Consider the following 18,313-nt stretch of genomic DNA (forward strand, 5'->3'; position numbering starts at 1 on the left):
GGCCCGGTGGTTAATCTTGTATGTGTTCCAGCTGCATCAGGTACAGCTGCGCGGTGCGCTTGGCCGTTGCGTAGATGGCCTCGGCTGCCTTGGGATCCAGCGCCAGCGTGATTTCTATCGCGGCCAGCCAGCGCGCCAGGTGGTGTTCGTCGTTGGCGCCATGGTATTCCAGGAAACGGAAGGCCTGCGGCGGCAACGCGACCTGCTGGCGCAGCAGCGGCAGCAGCGCCGGCACGATGCGTTGCCCGGTGCCTTCGATAATATAGATCGCGCCCAGCAGCCCGACCGGGTTAGGGCTGGATGCCAGGGTGTGCAGATAACTGTTGAGCGCCTCGCCGCCCGGATTGCGCTTGAGCGCAGCGAGCGGCAGTTCGCCGCCGGCGGCCTGGTAATCCTGGTACAGGATCATGAAATCGTTCTGCTCTTCGCCGGCATGGGTGGTGATCAGCTGGCCGAGCGCGGCAAACTCGCCGTTGAGCGAGGCGACCGCTTCACGCATCCACAAACTGCCTTCCTTCACCTGCGGCACCCATTGCGCGGTCCAGTTGCGGTAGGCGGCGACGTCGAAACGGCCGCTCACCAGGCGATGGATCACCGGGGTGCGCCAGGCTTGCGAACGGTAGTCTTGCCACAGGCTGGCCAGGCGCGTCAGCAGAGGCTGCAGCGGCAGCGGCGCAGCCTCGGGCTGGTGCGGCGCGGCTATCGCCGGCGTCGACGCAGCGGTGCTGCTGTCGCCTGCCGCCGCTGGCCGGGCGGATTCAGGCGCGTTCGCATCTTCCACCTCGAACAGCATGTAGGCGGCAGTGATGCGGCCCGATTCCGGAATGAAGCAGAAAATCTTTTCTCCGGCGCGCAGCGTTTTTTCCTGCAGGAACTCGGCCAGCATGATGAAAATCGATGCGGCGCCGGTATTGCCGCGAGTGGCCAGGTTGCTGTACCAGCGTTCCGGCGGGATCGTCAGCCCGGCCTTTGCCAGCAGCTCTTCAACCACCGGCATGAATTTGGCGGAAGAGTAGTGGCACAGGAAATGGTCAACCTCTTCGGACTTGATCCATCCTGCTTCCACCAGCTTGACGTATTCATGGATGCAGACGTCGAACAGGTGCGGCAGCAGGCGGATGTCCTGGCGCAGCGACAGCGCGCCGGCCGCCTCGGCTTCGCTCGAGGAGGCAAAATCCAGGAACGATTTGCTGCGGTCTTCCGTCAGGCCGAGCTGCATGCAGACCGGATAGTCGCCGGAAAAACTTTTCTGGTGCACCCATTTCAGCTTGATGCGCAGGCCGTTGCGCGGCTGCGGCTGGCGGCTGAACAGCATGGCGCCGGCGCCGTCGGACAGCATCCAGCGCAAGAAATGGGCGTCGAAGTCGCTCTGGTAGCCGCGCGGCGCAAAGCGGCTGCGCTTGAACATGCGCGACGGCATTTCGGCAGCAACCGCCAGCGCCTGCCGGTGGCTGCCAAGTTCTATCGCCTGTGCGGCAAATTCTATCGCGCTGACGCCGGCCGCGCACACGCCCTGGCTGGACAGCGTTTGCATCGGCGGCGCGCCCAGCTCGCCCTGGATCATGTTGGCAAAACCGGGCATCAGGGCATCGCCGCCGGAAGAGCCGACGCTCAGCAGGGAAATCTGCTCGAGCGTGGTCTCGGTCTGCCGCAAGCAGTCGCGGATGGCGCTGGCCGCCAGCTGGGCATGGTTTTGCACAGTATTGCCTTCGGCATCGATGGCATAGTGCCGTGTCTGTATGCCATTCTCCGCCAGGATGCGTTGCTTGATGCGGCCCGAGATCCGGTTGATGGGAGCGATGTAATGATCCATCTCGTCGTTGCCGACGGGCTCTCCGGGCATGTGGAATCCTGCGGCGGCGAGATACACGCGATTGAACTCAGTTGGCATTCTTTTTCCCTGGCGGCATAAGGCTGCGGCTGGACCAGCGCGACCACAGCAGACTCAAAATGAAAGTACGGAACATGTATGGCAGCAGCGGCCCTGCATTCAGTTGCGGGTGCAGCAAGTGGCGGTAGCGCTGGTGCAGGCCAGGCAAATGCGTCCAGTGCGCACGCGGATGGTGATGGTGGGCCGTATGGAAGCCGATATTGAATAACAGCGGATTGACCAGGCCCTCGAAATTGCGGGCGAAGTCGGCCGGCGAGCGGCCGTCGGCATGGGCATGCTGCAGGTAATTGGTCGCCAGCAGCCAGTGCAAGCCATGCAGCTGCGGCAGCAGCACCAGCAGCAGGAATTTATGCCAGTCGAGCCAGCCTAGCAGTATCCACAGCAGCGCCACCGCGAAGTATTGGCGCAGGAAATAATGAAATACGCCGGCGTGGCGCCGCCGCATCCGGAGCAGCCAGCGCCATATCAGGGGATACAGGACAAGCGCCGCCTGCAAGGGGTGCAGCAGATAACCGAGCAGATGGTTGGTGTCGCCGCCAAAACGATAGGTGCGCGCCACGTCCAGCGGGCCGTGGCGGTAGCGATGATGGTTGCCGTTGTGCGCCGGATAGAAGACGAAGGTGGGGTGGCCCTGCAACAGGGTGATCCAGAAGTCGGCGAGGCGATTGAGCCAGCGTCTGTCCCACATGCGCAAATGGGCGTGGTTGTGATGGATGACCCCTGTGCCCAAGGTCAGGAACAGCAGCAAGCCGTACAGCAGCATGTTAAGCAGCGATAGCTGCGGATGACGCCAGAGGTAGGCGACCAGCAGCGGCAAGGCAAGGATATATGCCAGGCTTTGCCAGTCGCTCCTGTTACGCAGCATTCTGCTTCTCGTCCGGTTTTGCGCCGCGGGCAATCCTGGCTTCCGCGGCATCGGGCGCCAGTTCGGTGGCAAACAGCCGATCCATGAACGGGAACATGAAGCCGTAGTTGCCGCGGTAGCAGGCGTGGTGCAGATGATGGCGGCGCGCGCCGTTGAGCCACCAGCGATCGCGGTCGGCGTCGGGCAGGTAATCGTAGTTGGAGTGCCCGATGTTGTTGAATACGATGCTGAAGACCGGCACGAAGGCCAGCGAGTAGATGCTGAAATCGTGCAGCAGCATGGGCAGCAGCAGTACATTACCCAGCATCATGGCTTCCAGCGGCGTGAAGCTGTAGCAGGTCCAGGGCGTGGTGACGACAGAGCGGTGGTGCGGCAGGTGGAAACGCTTCAGCCAGGACACATGCAGCAACCTGTGGCTGAGGTAAAAATGCACTTCGTTCCATACCACCATGAACAGGATTTCGAACCCGATCTGCCAGCCGGATGCCTGTTCGGCCAGCCTGGCCCAACCGAGTTGCAGCAAGCCCCAGGGGAACACCATGCCGGTGCCGAACAGAAAGATGGTTACAGCGGATTCGCCTAGTTCGCGCCGCAGCTGCTGCGGCGCCAGCGGCCGCGGATCGAGCACCCGGCCATAACCGAAGGCGGGCAGGATGCGGCGGCTGAGCAGCCAGTTGAGGCTGCCGAATACAAAATACAGGCAGGCGAAAAATACGACGCCAACGCCCATGATGGTGTACCACTGGCAAGTCAGGATGAAATCGCGCATGAGATTTTGGGGCTGGCTTTAGGAGCCGGTTCTTTTAATGATTGTCGCGAACGTATGTTGTCTCGACGCAACCCTGAATTTCGCGATGATAGCATGTTGCCAACGACGCGCAGGGGGTGCGGGAACAATAAATATCACTGTAGCGCCGCCCCCTATTGGGCTAGCCGTTAAACAGAGATGACGGCAGGCTGACCAAGAATGTCACCTGCCTGACCGTGTTGGTCAGCGTTGCAGCATGCGTCATGCGCAAAATATCTTTCTAGTCCGCCCGGCAGCCATTGTGCGCGCGCGTAACGCACTGTTTCCCTGTTTTGCCGCGACGTGGTGGCACGATGTTTGCGATACATCGGCAAATCCGTGAACAGGCTTCATTCCGAAGCCTGGAGTACGGCGTGGCCTATGGTTCACGCATCTACCGCAAAGATTAAAACAATGCCCTCAAAAATGCTTTCTCCGGCGCCGTCCCGCCGGATTCGTCCGCTCGCGCTGCCCTTGCTGCTTTCTCTGCCTCTGCTGCTTGCTGCCTGCGGCGGCGGTGGCGGCTCATCCGATTCTTCTGCCAGCCAGAATCCCCCTTCGAGCGCCGCGCCGGCCACCCCTCCTGGTGCACCGGCGGCGACGCCGCCGGCCACCGCAACACCGCCAGCTTCGGTGCCGGTCGCGGATTTTAGTGTGACAACGAAAGTAATCGCCACTGGCGCAACGGGCAAGGTCTTCGGCCTCAAGGCCAATTTTTTCAATGACGGCCTGGTCCCGCCCAGCCCGATGTCCAACTATGGCTTTCCCAACCCGGTCATCCCCGTGGTCAATGCGGATGGCAGCCTGGATGTAGCTTGGCTGGATTACTCTGGCGCGACCCAGTCGGCGGTGTCCGGCCTGGCAGCGCCTGGCACGATCAGTATCACCCATGTCAATCCTGACCTGAGCGCCGGCGCGACAACGGCGACCAGCCTGCGCTCCTACAAGCTGCTAGGCTTTACCAAGGATGCCAGCGGCGCCTTCTATGTAGCCTATAACGTCGACCATCCGTACCGGAATGCGGTCGCCGGCGACGTCAATAACGTCAATGGCAATGAACTGCATATCGCCAAGGCGTCCAGCGCCAGTTTTGCAGCGAAAGCCTGGGATACCCTGGTGTTCGGCAACCAGGACAACAGCAAGGACAAGAGCAAGGGCAACCCCGGCACGGCAGGCGGCGGCGCCTTGAGCTATGACGCGGTGAACCAGAAGCTGGTGCTGTATGTGGCGCACCAGATGGCCTGGGGCGATAACGGCACGCGTCACCAGGCCGGCTATTTCCGCTACTTCGATGGCATTACCGGAAACGTCGTGACGCCTGCCGGCAATGCGATGAACATGGGATCGGCCTGGTTCTATTCGCACAATTTCAACCAGCGCCTGCTGATCGACAACGGCATCGCCTACACGCTGGCGCATGGCGACGCCTATCCGCGTCAGCTGGGCTTTTCGGCGCGGACCTTGGCCGCCTACCTGGGCAACGACAGCACTGTTTTCGACAAACCTTACCAGGCCATCGACGGCGCCGAGGGCGACAACACCACCAACGCCGAGACCGGCCAATTCATCAAGCTGAGCAGCGGCGATTTTGCGATGGTCCACGCGACATCGCAAGGCCGTGCGGCTCGCGACGTGCGGATCAGCCTGGTCAGCGGCACGGATGGCAGCGTGCGCTCCAGCGCCTGGCTGACCAGCAACGCCGCCAACACGCAAGCCATCATGCCTAAGCTGGAAGCTTACGGCAGCGGCTTTGTAGTTTCTTATGGTCTGTGGAATTCAAGCAACCGCACCAACCGCGCGATCGAGTGGCATTTCATGCAGCTCGACGCCAGCCTGAATCCGCTGCAGCTTTCGAATCCGGTGCCCGGCATCGAATTCGTCGCCGATCTGCCGCTGCTGCGCTTCACTGGAGGTCCTAACTCCGGTCGCGTGGGCTGGGTTTCCGGCAATGACCAGGGGACCTTGAGCGTGAACCTGGTTCCCGCCGCACACTAAGCAGACAGTAGGCAACGGGACAGCACAAACCGTGCTGTTCCACTCCGCTGCCTAAGCCGCTGCGGCGATTCCGCCGCCAGGAGCAGCACTTAATTGTAGATGTGCTGCGGCTCTGGCATGGCGGTCAGCTGCTGCAATGAAGCTATCAGGTCGACAAAACGCTGCCCCTGCACCGTGACGTGCTGGCGCAGCAGGTCGGCCGCCAGTTCGCTGTCGCCGGCGATGATGGCTTGCACCACGCCGTCGTGCTCCTGGTACGACACTTTCAGGCGGTCGCGCACCCGCAGCTGCAGCCGCCGGTAAGGCCGCAGCCGGCGCTGCAGCGACTGCGCCTGGGCCGCCAGGAAGGCGTTATGGCTGCCTTCGTAGATGGCGCCATGGAACGCTTCGTTCATGTAGAAATAAGTATCGGGATCCTGCGCGTCGCGCGCTTCCATGCATGCCTGGTGCGCCGCCAGCAGGCTGGCATGTTCCTCGCCGGACATCCGGCGCGCCGCCAGGCGGCCGCACATGGCTTCCAGTTCTGCCATCACCTCAAACATTTCCACCAGCTGCCGCGGGCCGATTTCGGCAACCACGGTGCCGCGCCGCGGCCGCGTCACCACGATGCCCATTGAAGCCAGCTGGATCAATGCCTCCCGCACGGGCGTGCGGGAAACCCCGAACTTGATGGCCAGGTCGGTTTCATCAAGATGCTGGCCTGGACGAAACTCACCAACCGCGATCATCTCTTCGATGGTTTCGCGCAGCGATTCCGAGCGATTTTTTGTCGTGAGCATAATTTGGCCGTTTCTGGGATTATGTGTATTTGTGTATTCGAGATTTGATTGTAAGGCGTATTTATTCGTTGACATGAAAATGTTTTATGGAATATTGTGTATACAAGGAAATGAAAAAAGAATACATAGCATCTATCTTCAGCAATAACCGCATGAAAAGTAGCTAAAACTGTATCGATAGTTTTTCCAACACAGGGAGGGGATATGTCTTTAATCAGCAGGAGGACGGTGCTGGGCGCGCTTGCGAGCACACCGTTCTGGTCCATGTCGTCAGTCTGGGCGCAATCGGGCGCCTTGAAAATTTCCCACCAGTTTCCCGGCGGTACCATCAGCGAAGGCGACTTCCGCGACCGCCTGACCCGCATGTTCGCCGCTGAAGTCGGCAAACGCACCAAGGGTAGCCTGAAATTCGAAATCTATCCTGGCTCTTCCCTGATGAAGACCAATTCCCAATTCTCTGCATTGCGCAAAGGCGCCCTGGATTTTTCCCTGGTGCCGCTCAACTACGCCGGCGGCGAAGTGCCGGAAGTTAACATCGGCCTGATGCCTGGCCTGGTGACATCGTATGAGCAGGGCGCGGCCTGGAAGAATTCGGAAGTCGGCAAGGAATTGTCGCGCATCCTGCTGGAAAAGGGCGTGATCATTGTCAGCTGGATCTGGCAGGCCGGCGGCGTGGCTTCGCGCGGCAAGCCGATCATCGATCCGTCCGACGCCAAGGGCCTGAAGGTACGCGGCGGTTCGCGCGAGATGGACCTGATCCTGAAAGAAGCCGGCGCCGCCGTGGTGACCCTGCCTTCCAATGAAATCTATGCGGCGATGCAGACCGGCGCGATGGATGCCGCCATGACGTCGTCGACCTCGCTGATCTCCTTCCGCCTGGAAGAAGTTTCCAAGAGCCTGACCAGCGGCCGCGACAAGGCCTACTGGTACATGCTGGAGCCTTTGATGATTTCGAAGGCGACCTTCGACCGCCTCACCAAAGAGCAGCAGGTGGCGGTAATGGAGGTCGGCGCCGAGATGGAGAAGTTCGCCACCAACGCCGCCCGGCTGGACGATTCCGGCGTCGCCGCGGTGTACCAGAAGGCCGGCGCCAAAGTGGTCGACCTGAACGCGGCGACTGTCAAGAAGTGGCAGGACATTGCCCGCAACACAGCGTGGAAGGACTACGCTGCCAGGAACGACAACTGCGCCAAACTGCTGAAACTGGCTGAGAAACTGCTATGAGCCACGGCTTCGACCCGAAGCCAAACGCCGGACCCGCCTTGCCTGCCATGCCGGACAATCCGGTAGTGGCAGTCCTGGCCGGTGTCCTCGAACGCTTCCATAAACTCGCCCTGTATCTTTCCATGACAGCACTGATGCTGACGTCGCTGATCATGACGTACTCGGTGGTGGCGCGCTATTTTTTCCATGTCCCCACCGACTGGCAGGACGACGCCACGGTGTTCATGCTGGTCGGCGTGATCTTCCTCTGCGCCGGCTACGCCCAGTCGTCGCGCGGCCATATCGGTATCGAAGCCTTGTCTTCGATACTGCCGGCCGGGGTGAACGCGGTGCGGCTGCTGCTGGTCGACCTGGTGTCTTTCCTGTTTTGCGGATTCTTTTCCTGGAAATCGTGGACCCTGTTCCATGAAGCCTGGTCGGAAGGCCAGACCACCTCATCCACGTTTGCGCCGCCGCTGTGGATTCCTTATTCGCTGATGGCGCTGGGCATGACCGTGCTCACCTTGCAGCTGCTGGCCCAAGTGCTGGCGCGCCTGACCGACCGCAGCAAACCACGCAGTACACCTGCCCACACTGTCCCGGGAGAGTAATGAGTCCGCTTGCCTTAGGTGCCTTGTATGGCATCGTCACGATTGTCGTGATGTGTTCCGGCATGCCGATAGCGTTTGCGCTCGGTGTAGTCGCGACCAGTTTCATGTACTTCTTCATGCCGGCCTCATCGCTGGATACCATCACGCAAAACGTCTACGAGGAAATCGCCTCGGTGACCCTGCTGTCGATTCCCTTGTTCATCCTGAAAGGGGCGGCCATCGGCAGATCGCCGGCCGGGCGCGACCTGTATTCGGCGATCCATGCCTGGCTGAGCAAGGTGCCGGGCGGGCTGGGCATCGCCAACGTGTTTGCCTGCGCCTTGTTTGCGGCGATGGCCGGTTCTTCGCCTGCAACCTGTTCGGCGATCGGGTCCGCCGGCATCCCGGAAATGCGGCGGCGCGGTTATTCGCCCGGATTCGCCGCCGGCATCATCGCTGCCGGCGGCACGCTGGGCATCTTGCTGCCGCCATCGATCACCATGATCCTGTACGCGGTGGCGTCGGAACAATCGCTGGGCCGGCTGTTCCTGGCCGGCGTCGGGCCGGGGGTGTTGCTGGTGATCCTGTTCGCCGGTTATGCCGTGTACCGGGCCCGCAAGGAATACCGCCTGGCGCATGAAATCTACAGCCAGGGCGGCATCAAGTCTGCCTACCTTGACGACGAGCATTTCACCTTCGTGCAAAAGGTCGAGATGCTGCCGCGCGTGCTGCCTTTCCTGATCTTGCTGATCGGCGTCATGATCGCCTTGTACGGCGGCTTCGCCACGCCGTCCGAAACCGCCGGCCTGGGCGCCTTGCTGGCGATCGTGCTGATCGCAGTGGTGTACCGCATGTGGCGGCCGCGCGACCTGATGCCGTTCCTGAATTCGACCATCAAGGAATCCTGCATGCTGCTGCTGATCATCGGCATGTCCCTGCTGTATTCCTATGTCATGAGCTACCTGCATATCAGCCAGTCGGCGGCGCAATGGGTAGTCGCCTTGCATCTGTCGAAATGGCTGCTGCTGGCGGTGATCCTGCTGATGGTGATCGTGCTCGGTTTCTTTTTGCCGCCGGTATCCATCATCCTGATGACCGCGCCTATCATCTTGCCGCCGCTGCGCGAAGCCGGCTTCGACCTGATCTGGTTCGGTGTGGTGATGACGGTGGTGATGGAAATGGGGCTGATCCATCCGCCGGTAGGACTGAACCTGTTTGTCATCAAGAACATTGCGCCCGACATACCCTTGTCGGACGTGATCAAGGGTACTTTGCCGTTCCTGCTGCTGATGTTCCTGGCGATCATCCTGCTTTGCCTGTTTCCAGGCATCGTCACCGGCCTGCCTGATTTGCTGATGGGAGCCCGATGATGGAAAACCGGCGCTGGGACTTGCGGAACGCCAATCGCGAGCAGCGCCTGCAGCGCGCTGCCAATCTCCTTGGCGGCGCCTGCAAAGGCAAGCTGGTGGAAGCCGGCCGGATTGCCGACCTGCTGTACAGCGTGCTGGAATCCGGCGACCGCGTTTGCCTGGAAGGGAACAACCAGAAGCAGGCCGATTTCCTGGCCAAGGCGCTGGCCAGGCTGGATTCCGCCCGCATCAGCGGCCTGCACATGCTGCTGTCGGTGCTGGCCTTGCCGGAGCACCTGGATGTGTTTGAAAACGGCGTCGCCGAGCGCCTCGATTTTTCCTTTTCCGGACCGCAGGCGGTGCGCCTGGCGCGGCTGGTGGCGGCCGGCAAGCTGAATATCGGCGCCATCCATACTTACCTGGAATTGTTCGGGCGCTACTTTGTCGATCTCACGCCGCGGGTGGCGCTGGTGGCGGCGCAGGCGGCTGACCGCCACGGCAACCTGTACACCGGGCCAAATACCGAGGACACGCCGGCGATTGTCGAGGCCACCGCCTTCAGCGGCGGCATCGTGATCGCCCAGGTCAACGAGATAGTCGATGTGCTGCCGCGCGTGGACATTCCCGCCGGCTGGGTCAGCTTTGTGGTGCAGGCGCCGACGCCGCACTATATCGAACCGCTGTTTACCCGCGACCCGGCGCAGATTTCCGAAATCCAGGTCTTGATGGCGATGATGGCGATCAAGGGCATCTATGCCGAATACGAGGTGCAGCGCCTGAACCATGGCATCGGTTTCGATACCGCCGCGATCGAACTGATCCTGCCGACGTACGCCGCGTCGCTGGGCCTGAAAGGCAAGATCTGCCAGCACTGGGCGCTCAATCCGCATCCGGCGCTGATCCCGGCGATCGAAGCCGGTTTTGTCGAATCGATCCATTCCTTCGGTTCCGAACTCGGCATGGAAGATTACATACGGGCCCGCCCGGATGTGTTTTTCGTCGGCGGCGACGGCTCCATGCGCAGCAACCGCGCCTTCAGCCAGGTGGCCGGCCACTATGCCTGCGACATGTTCATCGGCTCTACCTTGCAGATCGATTTGCAAGGCAATTCATCCACCGCAACTACAGGACGCATCGCCGGTTTCGGCGGCGCCCCCAACATGGGCGCCGATGCGCGCGGCCGGCGCCACGCCAGCCCGGCGTGGCTGAAAGCCGGACGCCAGGCACGCGACGGCAAGAACCTGATCCCGCGCGGACAAAAGTTGGTGGTGCAGATTGTCGAAACCTTCCGCGAGCATATGCAGCCGGCCTTCGTCGAACGGTTGGACGCTTGGGAACTGGCAGAACAGGCCGACATGGCGATTCCGCCGGTGATGATCTACGGCGAAGACGTCAGCCACATCCTGACCGAAGAAGGGCTGGCCAACCTGTTGTTATGCCGCACCGACGAAGAGCGCGAACAGGCGGTGCGCGGCGTCGCCGGTTATACCCCGGTCGGACTGGGGCGCGACAAGCGCATGGTGGAAAACCTGCGTGACCGCGGCATCATCCAGCGGCCGGAGGACCTCGGCATCGACCAACGGCTGGCGACGCGCGACCTGCTGGCGGCGAAAAGCATGAAAGACCTGGTGCGGGCTTCAGGCGGTTTGTACGATCCGCCGAAACGCTTCAGAAACTGGTAGCAGCAAGAAGCAACAAAAAACAGCAAGAAACAATCAGAAGAGCAAGGAACTGTTGATGGAAACCTTGAATTTTCGTTTTGAGCATGGCCGGCGCCTTTTGCCGCCGCAGGCCCAGCTGTCCGGCGTAGTCAGCTCGGGCAACCTGGAAGTGCTGGTCGAAGCGGTGGCGCTGAACGGCGCTTGCACGATTGAAATCAAGACTGCGGCGCGCGGCTTCGGCGCCATCTGGGAAGCGGTACTGGGCGATTTCCAGCAGCGCTGGCAACTGGCCGACGCTCGTATCGCCATCAACGACATGGGCGCCACGCCGGCGGTAGTCAGCCTGCGCCTGGACCAGGCGCTGCAAGCCATGACAGGGAGCGCGCCATGAACAGCTACCTGGAAGCGAATGCCCGCGAGCGCCTGGCTGCGGTGCTGGACGCCGGCAGTTTTTACGAATTCCTGCCGCCCGCGCTGAAAATCGTCAGCCCGCACCTGGCGCAGCTGGATGCGCCGGTATCGTTCGACGATGGCGTGGCGATCGGCCAAGGGCGACTGTTTGGCGAATCCGTGTATGTGGCGGCGCAAGAGGGCGGTTTCATGGGCGGCGCGGTGGGCGAGGTGCATGGCGCCAAGCTCACCGGCTTGCTGCTGCGTGCGGTGCGCGAGCGGCCGTTTGCGGTAGTGCTGCTGCTGGAAAGCGGTGGCGTGCGGCTGCATGAAGCCAACGCCGGCCTGATCGCAGTGTCGGAAGTGATGCGCGCCTTGCTTGAGGTGCGCGCCGCCGGCATTCCTGTGATTGTGCTGATCGGCGGCTCCAACGGTTGTTTCGGTGGCATGGGCATCGTCGCCCGCTGCGCCAATGCGATCGTGATGTCGGAAGAAGGGCGGCTGGCGATGTCCGGGCCGGAAGTGGTTGAAACCGCCAACGGCGTCGAAGAATTCGATTCGCGCGACCGGGCGCTGGTATGGCGCACCACCGGCGGCAAACACCGCTACTTGCTGGGCGATTGCCAGATACTGGTGGCCGACGATAGCAGCGCGTTCCGCCAGGCCGCTTTCGACCTGGCGCGGGAATGCCATGCCCACGCTGGCGGCATCGGCTTGACGCTGGCGACGCTGGAAGCAGAGCAGCAGTTGCTGCAGGATCGCATCGACAGTTTTGGCCAGGCCGTCGATCCGCTCGATATCTGGGCCAGCATCGGCGTGGCCGACGCCGCCCGCCTGCCGATGCTGGAAGCCGAGGCTTTTGTCGCCGCTACCGCTGCACTGCGCCTGGGAGCACAAACATGAGCAAAAGCATGGATTGGAAGAACCTGGCGGCGACCTTGTTCCCGGATGGCCATGCGGTGGCTGAGCGAGATGATTTCCTGAGCGGCACGGCACAGGTGGGCGGCGACACGGTGACCGTGATCGGCACCACCGGCCATGCCGCGATCGGCGTCGAAATCGCCTTGCTGCAGGCACAGGCGATCCTGGCCACGGTGCGCGATCATCCGCAGCGTTCCATCGTGATCCTGGTCGATACCCAGGGCCAGCGCCTGCGCCATCGCGACGAAATGCTGGGCATCAACAGCTACATGGCGCAGCTGGCAAAATGCATCGACCTGGCGCGGCGCCGGCAGCACAAGATAATCGGCCTGGTGTACGACCAGGCCTTGTCCGGCGGCTTCATCACCAGCGGCCTCATGGCCGACGGCTGCTACGCCTTGCCGGAAGCAACCATCCGCGTCATGGGACTGGCGGCGATGGCGCGCATCACCAAGGTGCCGGAAGCCAGGCTGACCGAGCTGGCCAAGAGCAATCCGGTATTCGCGCCCGGCGCCGTCAATTACCTGCAGATGGGCGGCGTCGAAGCGATCTGGCATGCCGACCTGGCGCAGCAGCTGGTGCAGGCTCTGAATCAAGCCAACCCGCAGGACCTGCGCAGCGCCGCCGGCCTGCAGCGCGGCGGCCGCAGCCAGGCCTGGACCGTAACACAGGCTGTGATCGATCATGCCGGCCCGCCATAGCCTGGTCTGGCTGAGCGCCGACGGCTGGCAACGCGCGGCGCAGACAGCGGCGGCAGGCAACCGCGCCATACTGGAGCGCTGGCAGTCGCGCGACTGGCCGGCAGTCTTGCGCCGGCGCCAACCCGATACCCCGGAAGACCAGTTATGCCTGGGATTGGCGCTGCCGCCTGACGCCAATGGCGACAAGGGCAGGATCCCGTTCCTGGCGCAGTTCGGCGACGTCCAGAGGATTACCGATCCGCTGGCGTTGAGGGCCGCGTTGCCGCAGGCGCCGCCGGCCTGGAGCCGCGCATTGAATGCGTTTGCGGGTGATTGCCTGCACAGCGGCATAGCGATGCGCATATACGGCTCTTGGGCATGGCAGATCCTGACGCAGCAGAGTTACCTGACCCGGACTTCGGATATCGACCTGCTGTTCACGCCAGGCAGCGCGGAAGAACTCAGGCGCGGCATCGCCTTGCTGGCGCAGCATGCGGCGCGGCTGCCGCTGGACGGCGAGGTAGTGTTTGCGGACGGCCAGGCGGTAGCCTGGAAGGAATGCTGGCAGGCGCTGCAGGGCGACGGCGGCCAGCAGGTGCTGGTCAAGGCGCGCAGCACGGTCAGGCTGGCGCCTATGGCCGGGCTGGTAGCGACGCTGGAAGGCGCATGATGCTAGTGTAATGTTTTGCACATAATGACACTTAATAAATGGCGTCTTTTCGCGCCATGCGTCGTTGCAAATCCTCGCGATAGTCCCGCTATCGCTCCGGTTTACGCCTAGCCTGACACGAAAATACACCATTTCTTAAGCGCCATTACATGCAAAACACTACACTAGGCAGCCGCTCCGCTGCGACGCAGCTGCCGGCATCGCCCCAGTTGCGCCGCCAGAACCCGGTGCAGCAGCTGAGCGCGCGCCAGCAACGGGCGTTCTGCCTGGCGGCAGGGCGGCTGGCCTTGCGCAGTTTGTACCGCGAATTGCAGCTTTACCCAAAACCGGGCCTGGTGTCGCTGCTGGACAGCGGCAGCCACGACGACATGGACGCAAGCACTTTCATGCGCAGCCTGTTCGCGCTGCGCCACTATTTCATACGGATCACGCAAGCCGGGATGGCCGACAAGGATTTCGCCGTGCTGAAGCAATTGGGCATGGACGCCGAGCAAGCCATGCTGCGCGCCACCGGCGGCGTCAATACCCATCGCGGCGCGATTTTTTGCCTTGGCCTGCTGTGCGCGGCGGCCGGTTATTGCCATGGCCGCCGCATGCCGCTGTCGGCGGCGGCGATCCGCGCCACGCTGCTGATACAGTGGGGCGATGCCCTGGGCCGGCACATGCAGGACCGGGCCGGCGTCTCGCATGGCCGGCAAGTGGCGCAAAAATACGCGGTAAGCGGCGCCAGCGAAGAAGCCGCACTGGGTTTCCCGTCGCTGTTCGAGATCGCCTTGCCGCGTTTCCTGCAGACCCTGGGCGCCGCGCGCGGCTACGACGCCGCCGCTGTCGATACCTTGTTCGCCCTGATGGCGGCCATCAGCGACACCAATCTCTACCACCGGGGCGGGCCGGACGGGGCCGCCAGGGTCAAAACCAGCGCTCGCCAGTTCCTGGATGCGGGCGGCTGCGCAACAGATGGCTGGCGCGAACGCGCAATTAGTTGCCATAAGGTATTTATTCAGGATAAGCTGTCGCCCGGTGGCGCAGCCGATTTATTGGCCGCGACCTATTTCCTGCATGGACTTAGCTATTTGCGGTGATCGAGAGGTTGCCGATCGGCCCTGCTGCTATTGCTCTTATACACACATCGCATACACATCGATTAATCCACAATCATTTCTGGAGTACAAATGAAGAAGTTGTCTTTGGCCGTCAGCATCGGCCTGTTTGGCTTGTTTGGAATTGGTAGCGCTAACGCAGAGCCCGGCATCACCTCGAATACCATCGTCATCGGCCAGTCGGCCGGTTTTACCGGGACCGCCGCCGAGGAAGTAAAACAGGCGACCGCAGGCGCACAGCTGTATTTCGACATCGTCAACAAGCAGGGCGGGGTATTCGGCCGCAAGATCGTGCTGGAATCGCTGGATGACGGCTTCGAACCCAAGCGCACTGTGGAAAATACCCGCAAGCTGCTCAATGAAAAGAATGCGTTTGCGCTGTTCCTGTATCGCGGCACGCCGACCACCGAGTCGATCCTGAGCGCCATCAATGACGCCAAAGTGCCGCTGATCGCTCCGGTTAGCGGCGCCACTTCCTTGCATGAGCCTATGCAGCGCTACCTGTTCAATGTACGCTCCAAGTATCGCGATGAAGTCGGCACGGCGATCGAGCAGCTGTCGGGCATGGGCTTGCAGCGCTATGCGGTGCTGGTGTCCAACGATTCGTTCGGCAACGACGCACTGGAAGGCTTGAAGCAGGCCATCAAGAAATACAAGCTGCCGGAACCGGTGATCGCCAATTACGAGCGCAATACGGTAGCGGTGGAAGGCGCAGTGAAAAAGATTTTCGACGCCAAGCCGCAAGCCGTGCTGCTGATTTGCACTGCCAAGCCATGCGCCGCTTTCATCAAGGAATACCGCCTGGCGGGCGGCCAGCAGCAGTTGATTGCGTTGTCGAATGTCAGCTCGCAAGTGTTCCTGCAAGGCTTGGGCAAGGATGCGCGCGGCCTTGGCATGACCCAGGTGTTTCCGAATCCGAGAAGTTCAAGCGCTCAGATTTCCAAGGAATTCATGACCGCGCTCAAGAATCGCAGTGAATTGTCCGACTCCTACCCGACGCTGGAAGGCTTCATTTCCGCCAAGGTGCTGGTGGAAGGCTTGCGCCGCGCAGGCAACAAGCCGACCCGCGAAAACCTGGTGAGCAGCCTGGAAAGCATGGGCGGCTACGATATAGGCGGGATGGCGTTGAAATACGGTCCGGGCAGCCGCGACGGCCTCAACTTCATTGAACTGACGGTGATCGGCAAGGATGGTTACGTTCTGCGCTAAGAAATTCCGGCAAATCGGGCCGGGTCCGGGCCTGGCATGAGCCAGCGCCTAGCGATCCTGTGCCCGGGCCAGGGCGGGCAGCATGCCGGCATGTTCGACTTGCCGTGCACCGATCCGGCCACGGCAGGGCTGCTGCAGCAATGGCTGTCCTTTGCCGTGCCGGGACAGCAGCTGGAGCAGGTGCTGGCTGACGAAGAATTGTTGTTTTCAAACCGGTTCGCGCAGCCGCTGATTGTGGCGGCGAGCGCTGCCGCCTGGTCGGCATTGCAACCCTTGCTGCCGGCTCCGGCGCTGGTAGCCGGATACAGCATAGGCGAGCTCACGGCCTACCATGTCGCCGGCGCCATTTCGGCGCCGCAGGCGATCCGGCTGGCGGCATCGCGCGCGGAGCTGATGGATGCCTGCCTGCAGGCCGCCGCGCCGCAACTCCTGTGCGCGCTGAGCGGCATCGCCGTCAGCACCCTGGGCAGCTTGCTGGAATCCGAACATTTATATCTTGCGATTGAAACCGGCGCCGACAGCTGCATCGTCGGCGGCCTTGCCCATGACATGCAGCGGGCGACCAGAAAAATCGAAAACCTGGGCGGTAAACTCCGCCTGCTGCCGGTGGCAGTGGCTTCCCATACGCCATTGATGGATGGCGCGGTGCAGCCGTTTGCGCAGCAGCTGCAGCAGCAGTTTTCCGTGGCCCCGCCGGTGCCGGTGCTGTCGGGATTAAGCGGGCAAGCGTTAACAAAAAAAGAACAGGCAGTCAACGTGCTGTCCCGGCAGCTGGCGCAAACCATACGCTGGAGCGACTGCATGGACGCCTGCGCCGAACAGGGCATCACGGTAGCTCTGGAGCTGGGGCCGGGGGCCGCGTTGTCGCGCATGCTGCAAGACCGGCATCCGCAGATCGCCTGCCGCTCGATAAGCGAATTCCGTTCGCTGCGCGGCGTTGCCAGCTGGCTGCAGCGCCTCTGATTTGCGGTCAGAATTTATCCGCATCCGGCATCAGCCGCAAGAACGCTTCGATGAAATTGGCAGTCATGACAGGTGCATCGCGCCGGTAGATCAAGGCAACGGCGGAGTGCGCATCCGGCTCCGGCAGCGGCAGGAAACGGACGCCGGCCGGCGCCACCTCTTGCATGCTGTGCGGCACGACCGCGATTCCCAGGTTGGCTTCAATCAGGTTCAGCTGCGACGACTTGCGCGATGTGGCGCGTGCCGCTTTTGGAAAGAAACCATGCCGCATGCAGAGTTCAGCCACCAGGTAGCTGAGGCCGCCCCTGTCCTTGTGCGGGAATGATACGAAATGTTCATCGCGCAGTTCGCCGATTTCGACACTGCTCTTTTGCGCCAGCCGGTGTTCAGCGGATACCGCCAGCATCAGCTTCTCATCGAACAGTTTCTTCACCTGGATGTTCGGGAACTTGCGCAAGATCGGCAAGCGCACCAGGCCGAAATCCGCTCGGCCTTCATCGATATCCAGCGCCTGGTGCTCGGACGGCGCCTTGGAAAAATCCAGCGATACGCCGGGAAACTGGATCAGCAGCACGTTGAAGACGGCGCCGATGGCAGCGGTCAGGGTCACCGAGCTCGAATGCAGTACGCGGATCAACCCTTGCTCGCCTTTGCCCACCTGGTATGCCTGCACTACAGCGTCGGCCAGGTCTTCCAGTATCCGTTTGCTTCTCTCGTAAAACAGCTGGCCGGCCTGGGTCAGTTCGACATGGCGCGAATCGCGCTGCAGCAGCGACACCTGCATCTCGCCTTCCAGTTCTTTCATCTGCCGGCTCAGCGCCGACTGCGCGATATACAGGCGTTCGGCCGCCCGCGTGTAGCTGCCGGCGTCGACAATTTCGACGAAATACTTCAGCTGCCTGAGTGAAATCATGGTTATGCCGTTTCGAGATAGATGCCCGCCATATTCGATATTGGCGCTGCCGGACCTGGTGAGGCTACAGTGACAACAACAGCAGTTTTACCTTGGCTTTTTGACGTGGTCAATCAGTTTGCAAGAAAACCAGAGGGCGTGATGTTCGAATTATTATTGATTGTGGTTGGCGCGTGCGGCGTCGCAGCCAGCATTATCGCCAAGGTCGTTTACGGCCGTCGAAGCGATGTTGCCGAGGACAGCCGTGATGCAGGGCGCCTGGAGCGAAAGCCGCAGTTGTCCAAGCCGGGCCGGACCGAATCCGGGCGGCGTGGCGGCGATCGTTGATGAACCGATTGTTCGCTTGC

At 61.8% G+C, this 18,313-nt stretch carries 18 protein-coding genes; 13 read left to right on the forward strand and 5 right to left on the reverse strand.

Features of this window, described 5'->3' with window-relative positions:
- Window positions 1-10 precede the first annotated feature (10 nt).
- Genes CFter6_RS09795 through CFter6_RS09805 form a run of 3 tightly spaced genes read right to left on the reverse strand, consistent with a single transcriptional unit; the run spans window position 11 to window position 3,525 of the window.
- On the reverse strand, window positions 11-1,891 hold the full coding sequence (locus CFter6_RS09795) for a StlD/DarB family beta-ketosynthase (protein ID WP_061539772.1): 1,881 nt from the start codon (window positions 1,889-1,891) through the stop codon (window positions 11-13).
- Window positions 1,881-2,756: a fatty acid desaturase gene (locus CFter6_RS09800; protein WP_150118692.1), complete on the reverse strand. Its 876-nt coding sequence runs from the start codon at window positions 2,754-2,756 to the stop codon at window positions 1,881-1,883. The genes CFter6_RS09795 and CFter6_RS09800 overlap by 11 nt, the downstream gene beginning before the upstream one ends.
- On the reverse strand, window positions 2,746-3,525 hold the full coding sequence (locus tag CFter6_RS09805; protein ID WP_061539774.1) for a sterol desaturase family protein: 780 nt from the start codon (window positions 3,523-3,525) through the stop codon (window positions 2,746-2,748). The genes CFter6_RS09800 and CFter6_RS09805 overlap by 11 nt, the downstream gene beginning before the upstream one ends.
- Window positions 3,526-3,957: 432 nt before the next feature.
- On the opposite strand from CFter6_RS09805, the gene CFter6_RS26165 reads away from it, so the two are divergent.
- Window positions 3,958-5,538 carry a hypothetical protein gene (locus CFter6_RS26165; RefSeq protein WP_205631461.1) on the forward strand — a complete coding sequence of 527 codons (1,581 nt, stop codon included), beginning with the start codon at window positions 3,958-3,960 and terminating at the stop codon, window positions 5,536-5,538.
- Between the two features lie 89 nt (window positions 5,539-5,627).
- Here the strand turns inward: CFter6_RS26165 and CFter6_RS09815 are convergent, their stop codons facing one another.
- Window positions 5,628-6,317 (reverse strand): GntR family transcriptional regulator, encoded by a 690-nt coding sequence (locus CFter6_RS09815; RefSeq protein ID WP_041741587.1) that lies wholly within the window; start codon window positions 6,315-6,317, stop codon window positions 5,628-5,630.
- A gap of 204 nt (window positions 6,318-6,521) precedes the next feature.
- On the opposite strand from CFter6_RS09815, the gene dctP reads away from it, so the two are divergent.
- The 11 genes from dctP (at window position 6,522) to CFter6_RS09870 (ending at window position 17,053) form a co-directional block, all read left to right on the forward strand.
- Window positions 6,522-7,541, forward strand: a complete 1,020-nt coding sequence (dctP, locus tag CFter6_RS09820; protein ID WP_061539776.1) for a TRAP transporter substrate-binding protein DctP — start codon at window positions 6,522-6,524, stop codon at window positions 7,539-7,541.
- Window positions 7,538-8,131, forward strand: a complete 594-nt coding sequence (locus tag CFter6_RS09825; RefSeq protein ID WP_061539777.1) for a TRAP transporter small permease — start codon at window positions 7,538-7,540, stop codon at window positions 8,129-8,131. The genes dctP and CFter6_RS09825 overlap by 4 nt, the downstream gene beginning before the upstream one ends.
- Window positions 8,131-9,480: a TRAP transporter large permease gene (locus CFter6_RS09830; RefSeq protein WP_061539778.1), complete on the forward strand. Its 1,350-nt coding sequence runs from the start codon at window positions 8,131-8,133 to the stop codon at window positions 9,478-9,480. Before CFter6_RS09825 ends, CFter6_RS09830 begins: the two co-directional genes overlap by 1 nt.
- The gene (gene mdcA, locus CFter6_RS09835) at window positions 9,477-11,141 is read left to right on the forward strand and encodes a malonate decarboxylase subunit alpha (RefSeq protein WP_061539779.1); all 1,665 of its coding nucleotides are present in this window, start codon (window positions 9,477-9,479) and stop codon (window positions 11,139-11,141) included. The genes CFter6_RS09830 and mdcA overlap by 4 nt, the downstream gene beginning before the upstream one ends.
- Before the next feature lie 55 nt (window positions 11,142-11,196).
- Window positions 11,197-11,511, forward strand: coding sequence for a malonate decarboxylase acyl carrier protein (gene mdcC / locus CFter6_RS09840; RefSeq protein WP_061539780.1), 315 nt, complete (start codon window positions 11,197-11,199; stop codon window positions 11,509-11,511).
- A complete protein-coding gene (locus tag CFter6_RS09845) occupies window positions 11,508-12,413 on the forward strand; it encodes a biotin-independent malonate decarboxylase subunit beta (protein ID WP_061539781.1) in 906 nt (301 codons plus the stop codon). Before mdcC ends, CFter6_RS09845 begins: the two co-directional genes overlap by 4 nt.
- Before the next feature lie 8 nt (window positions 12,414-12,421).
- Entirely contained in the window at window positions 12,422-13,132 is a 711-nt protein-coding gene (locus tag CFter6_RS09850; RefSeq protein ID WP_061542291.1) for a biotin-independent malonate decarboxylase subunit gamma, read from the forward strand.
- Complete coding sequence (gene mdcG / locus CFter6_RS09855) at window positions 13,116-13,781, forward strand: malonate decarboxylase holo-[acyl-carrier-protein] synthase (protein ID WP_061539782.1); 666 nt, start codon at window positions 13,116-13,118, stop codon at window positions 13,779-13,781. Before CFter6_RS09850 ends, mdcG begins: the two co-directional genes overlap by 17 nt.
- A gap of 149 nt (window positions 13,782-13,930) precedes the next feature.
- Window positions 13,931-14,863, forward strand: coding sequence for a triphosphoribosyl-dephospho-CoA synthase MdcB (gene mdcB, locus CFter6_RS09860; protein WP_150118693.1), 933 nt, complete (start codon window positions 13,931-13,933; stop codon window positions 14,861-14,863).
- Window positions 14,864-14,953: 90 nt separating this feature from the next.
- Window positions 14,954-16,090: an ABC transporter substrate-binding protein gene (locus CFter6_RS09865; RefSeq protein ID WP_061539783.1), complete on the forward strand. Its 1,137-nt coding sequence runs from the start codon at window positions 14,954-14,956 to the stop codon at window positions 16,088-16,090.
- Window positions 16,091-16,126: 36 nt separating this feature from the next.
- A complete protein-coding gene (locus tag CFter6_RS09870; RefSeq protein WP_061539784.1) occupies window positions 16,127-17,053 on the forward strand; it encodes an ACP S-malonyltransferase in 927 nt (308 codons plus the stop codon).
- 7 nt (window positions 17,054-17,060) lie between these two features.
- On the opposite strand, the gene CFter6_RS09875 is transcribed toward CFter6_RS09870, so the two are convergent.
- The gene (locus CFter6_RS09875; protein ID WP_061539785.1) at window positions 17,061-17,966 is read right to left on the reverse strand and encodes a LysR family transcriptional regulator; all 906 of its coding nucleotides are present in this window, start codon (window positions 17,964-17,966) and stop codon (window positions 17,061-17,063) included.
- A gap of 21 nt (window positions 17,967-17,987) precedes the next feature.
- Between CFter6_RS09875 and CFter6_RS09880 the strand changes: the two genes are divergently transcribed.
- Window positions 17,988-18,293 carry a hypothetical protein gene (locus CFter6_RS09880; protein ID WP_061539786.1) on the forward strand — a complete coding sequence of 102 codons (306 nt, stop codon included), beginning with the start codon at window positions 17,988-17,990 and terminating at the stop codon, window positions 18,291-18,293.
- Window positions 18,294-18,313: the final 20 nt, after the last annotated feature.

Origin of the sequence: Collimonas fungivorans, assembly GCF_001584145.1 — a bacterium.
In the GTDB taxonomy this organism is placed as follows: Bacteria; Pseudomonadota; Gammaproteobacteria; order Burkholderiales; family Burkholderiaceae_D; genus Collimonas; species Collimonas fungivorans.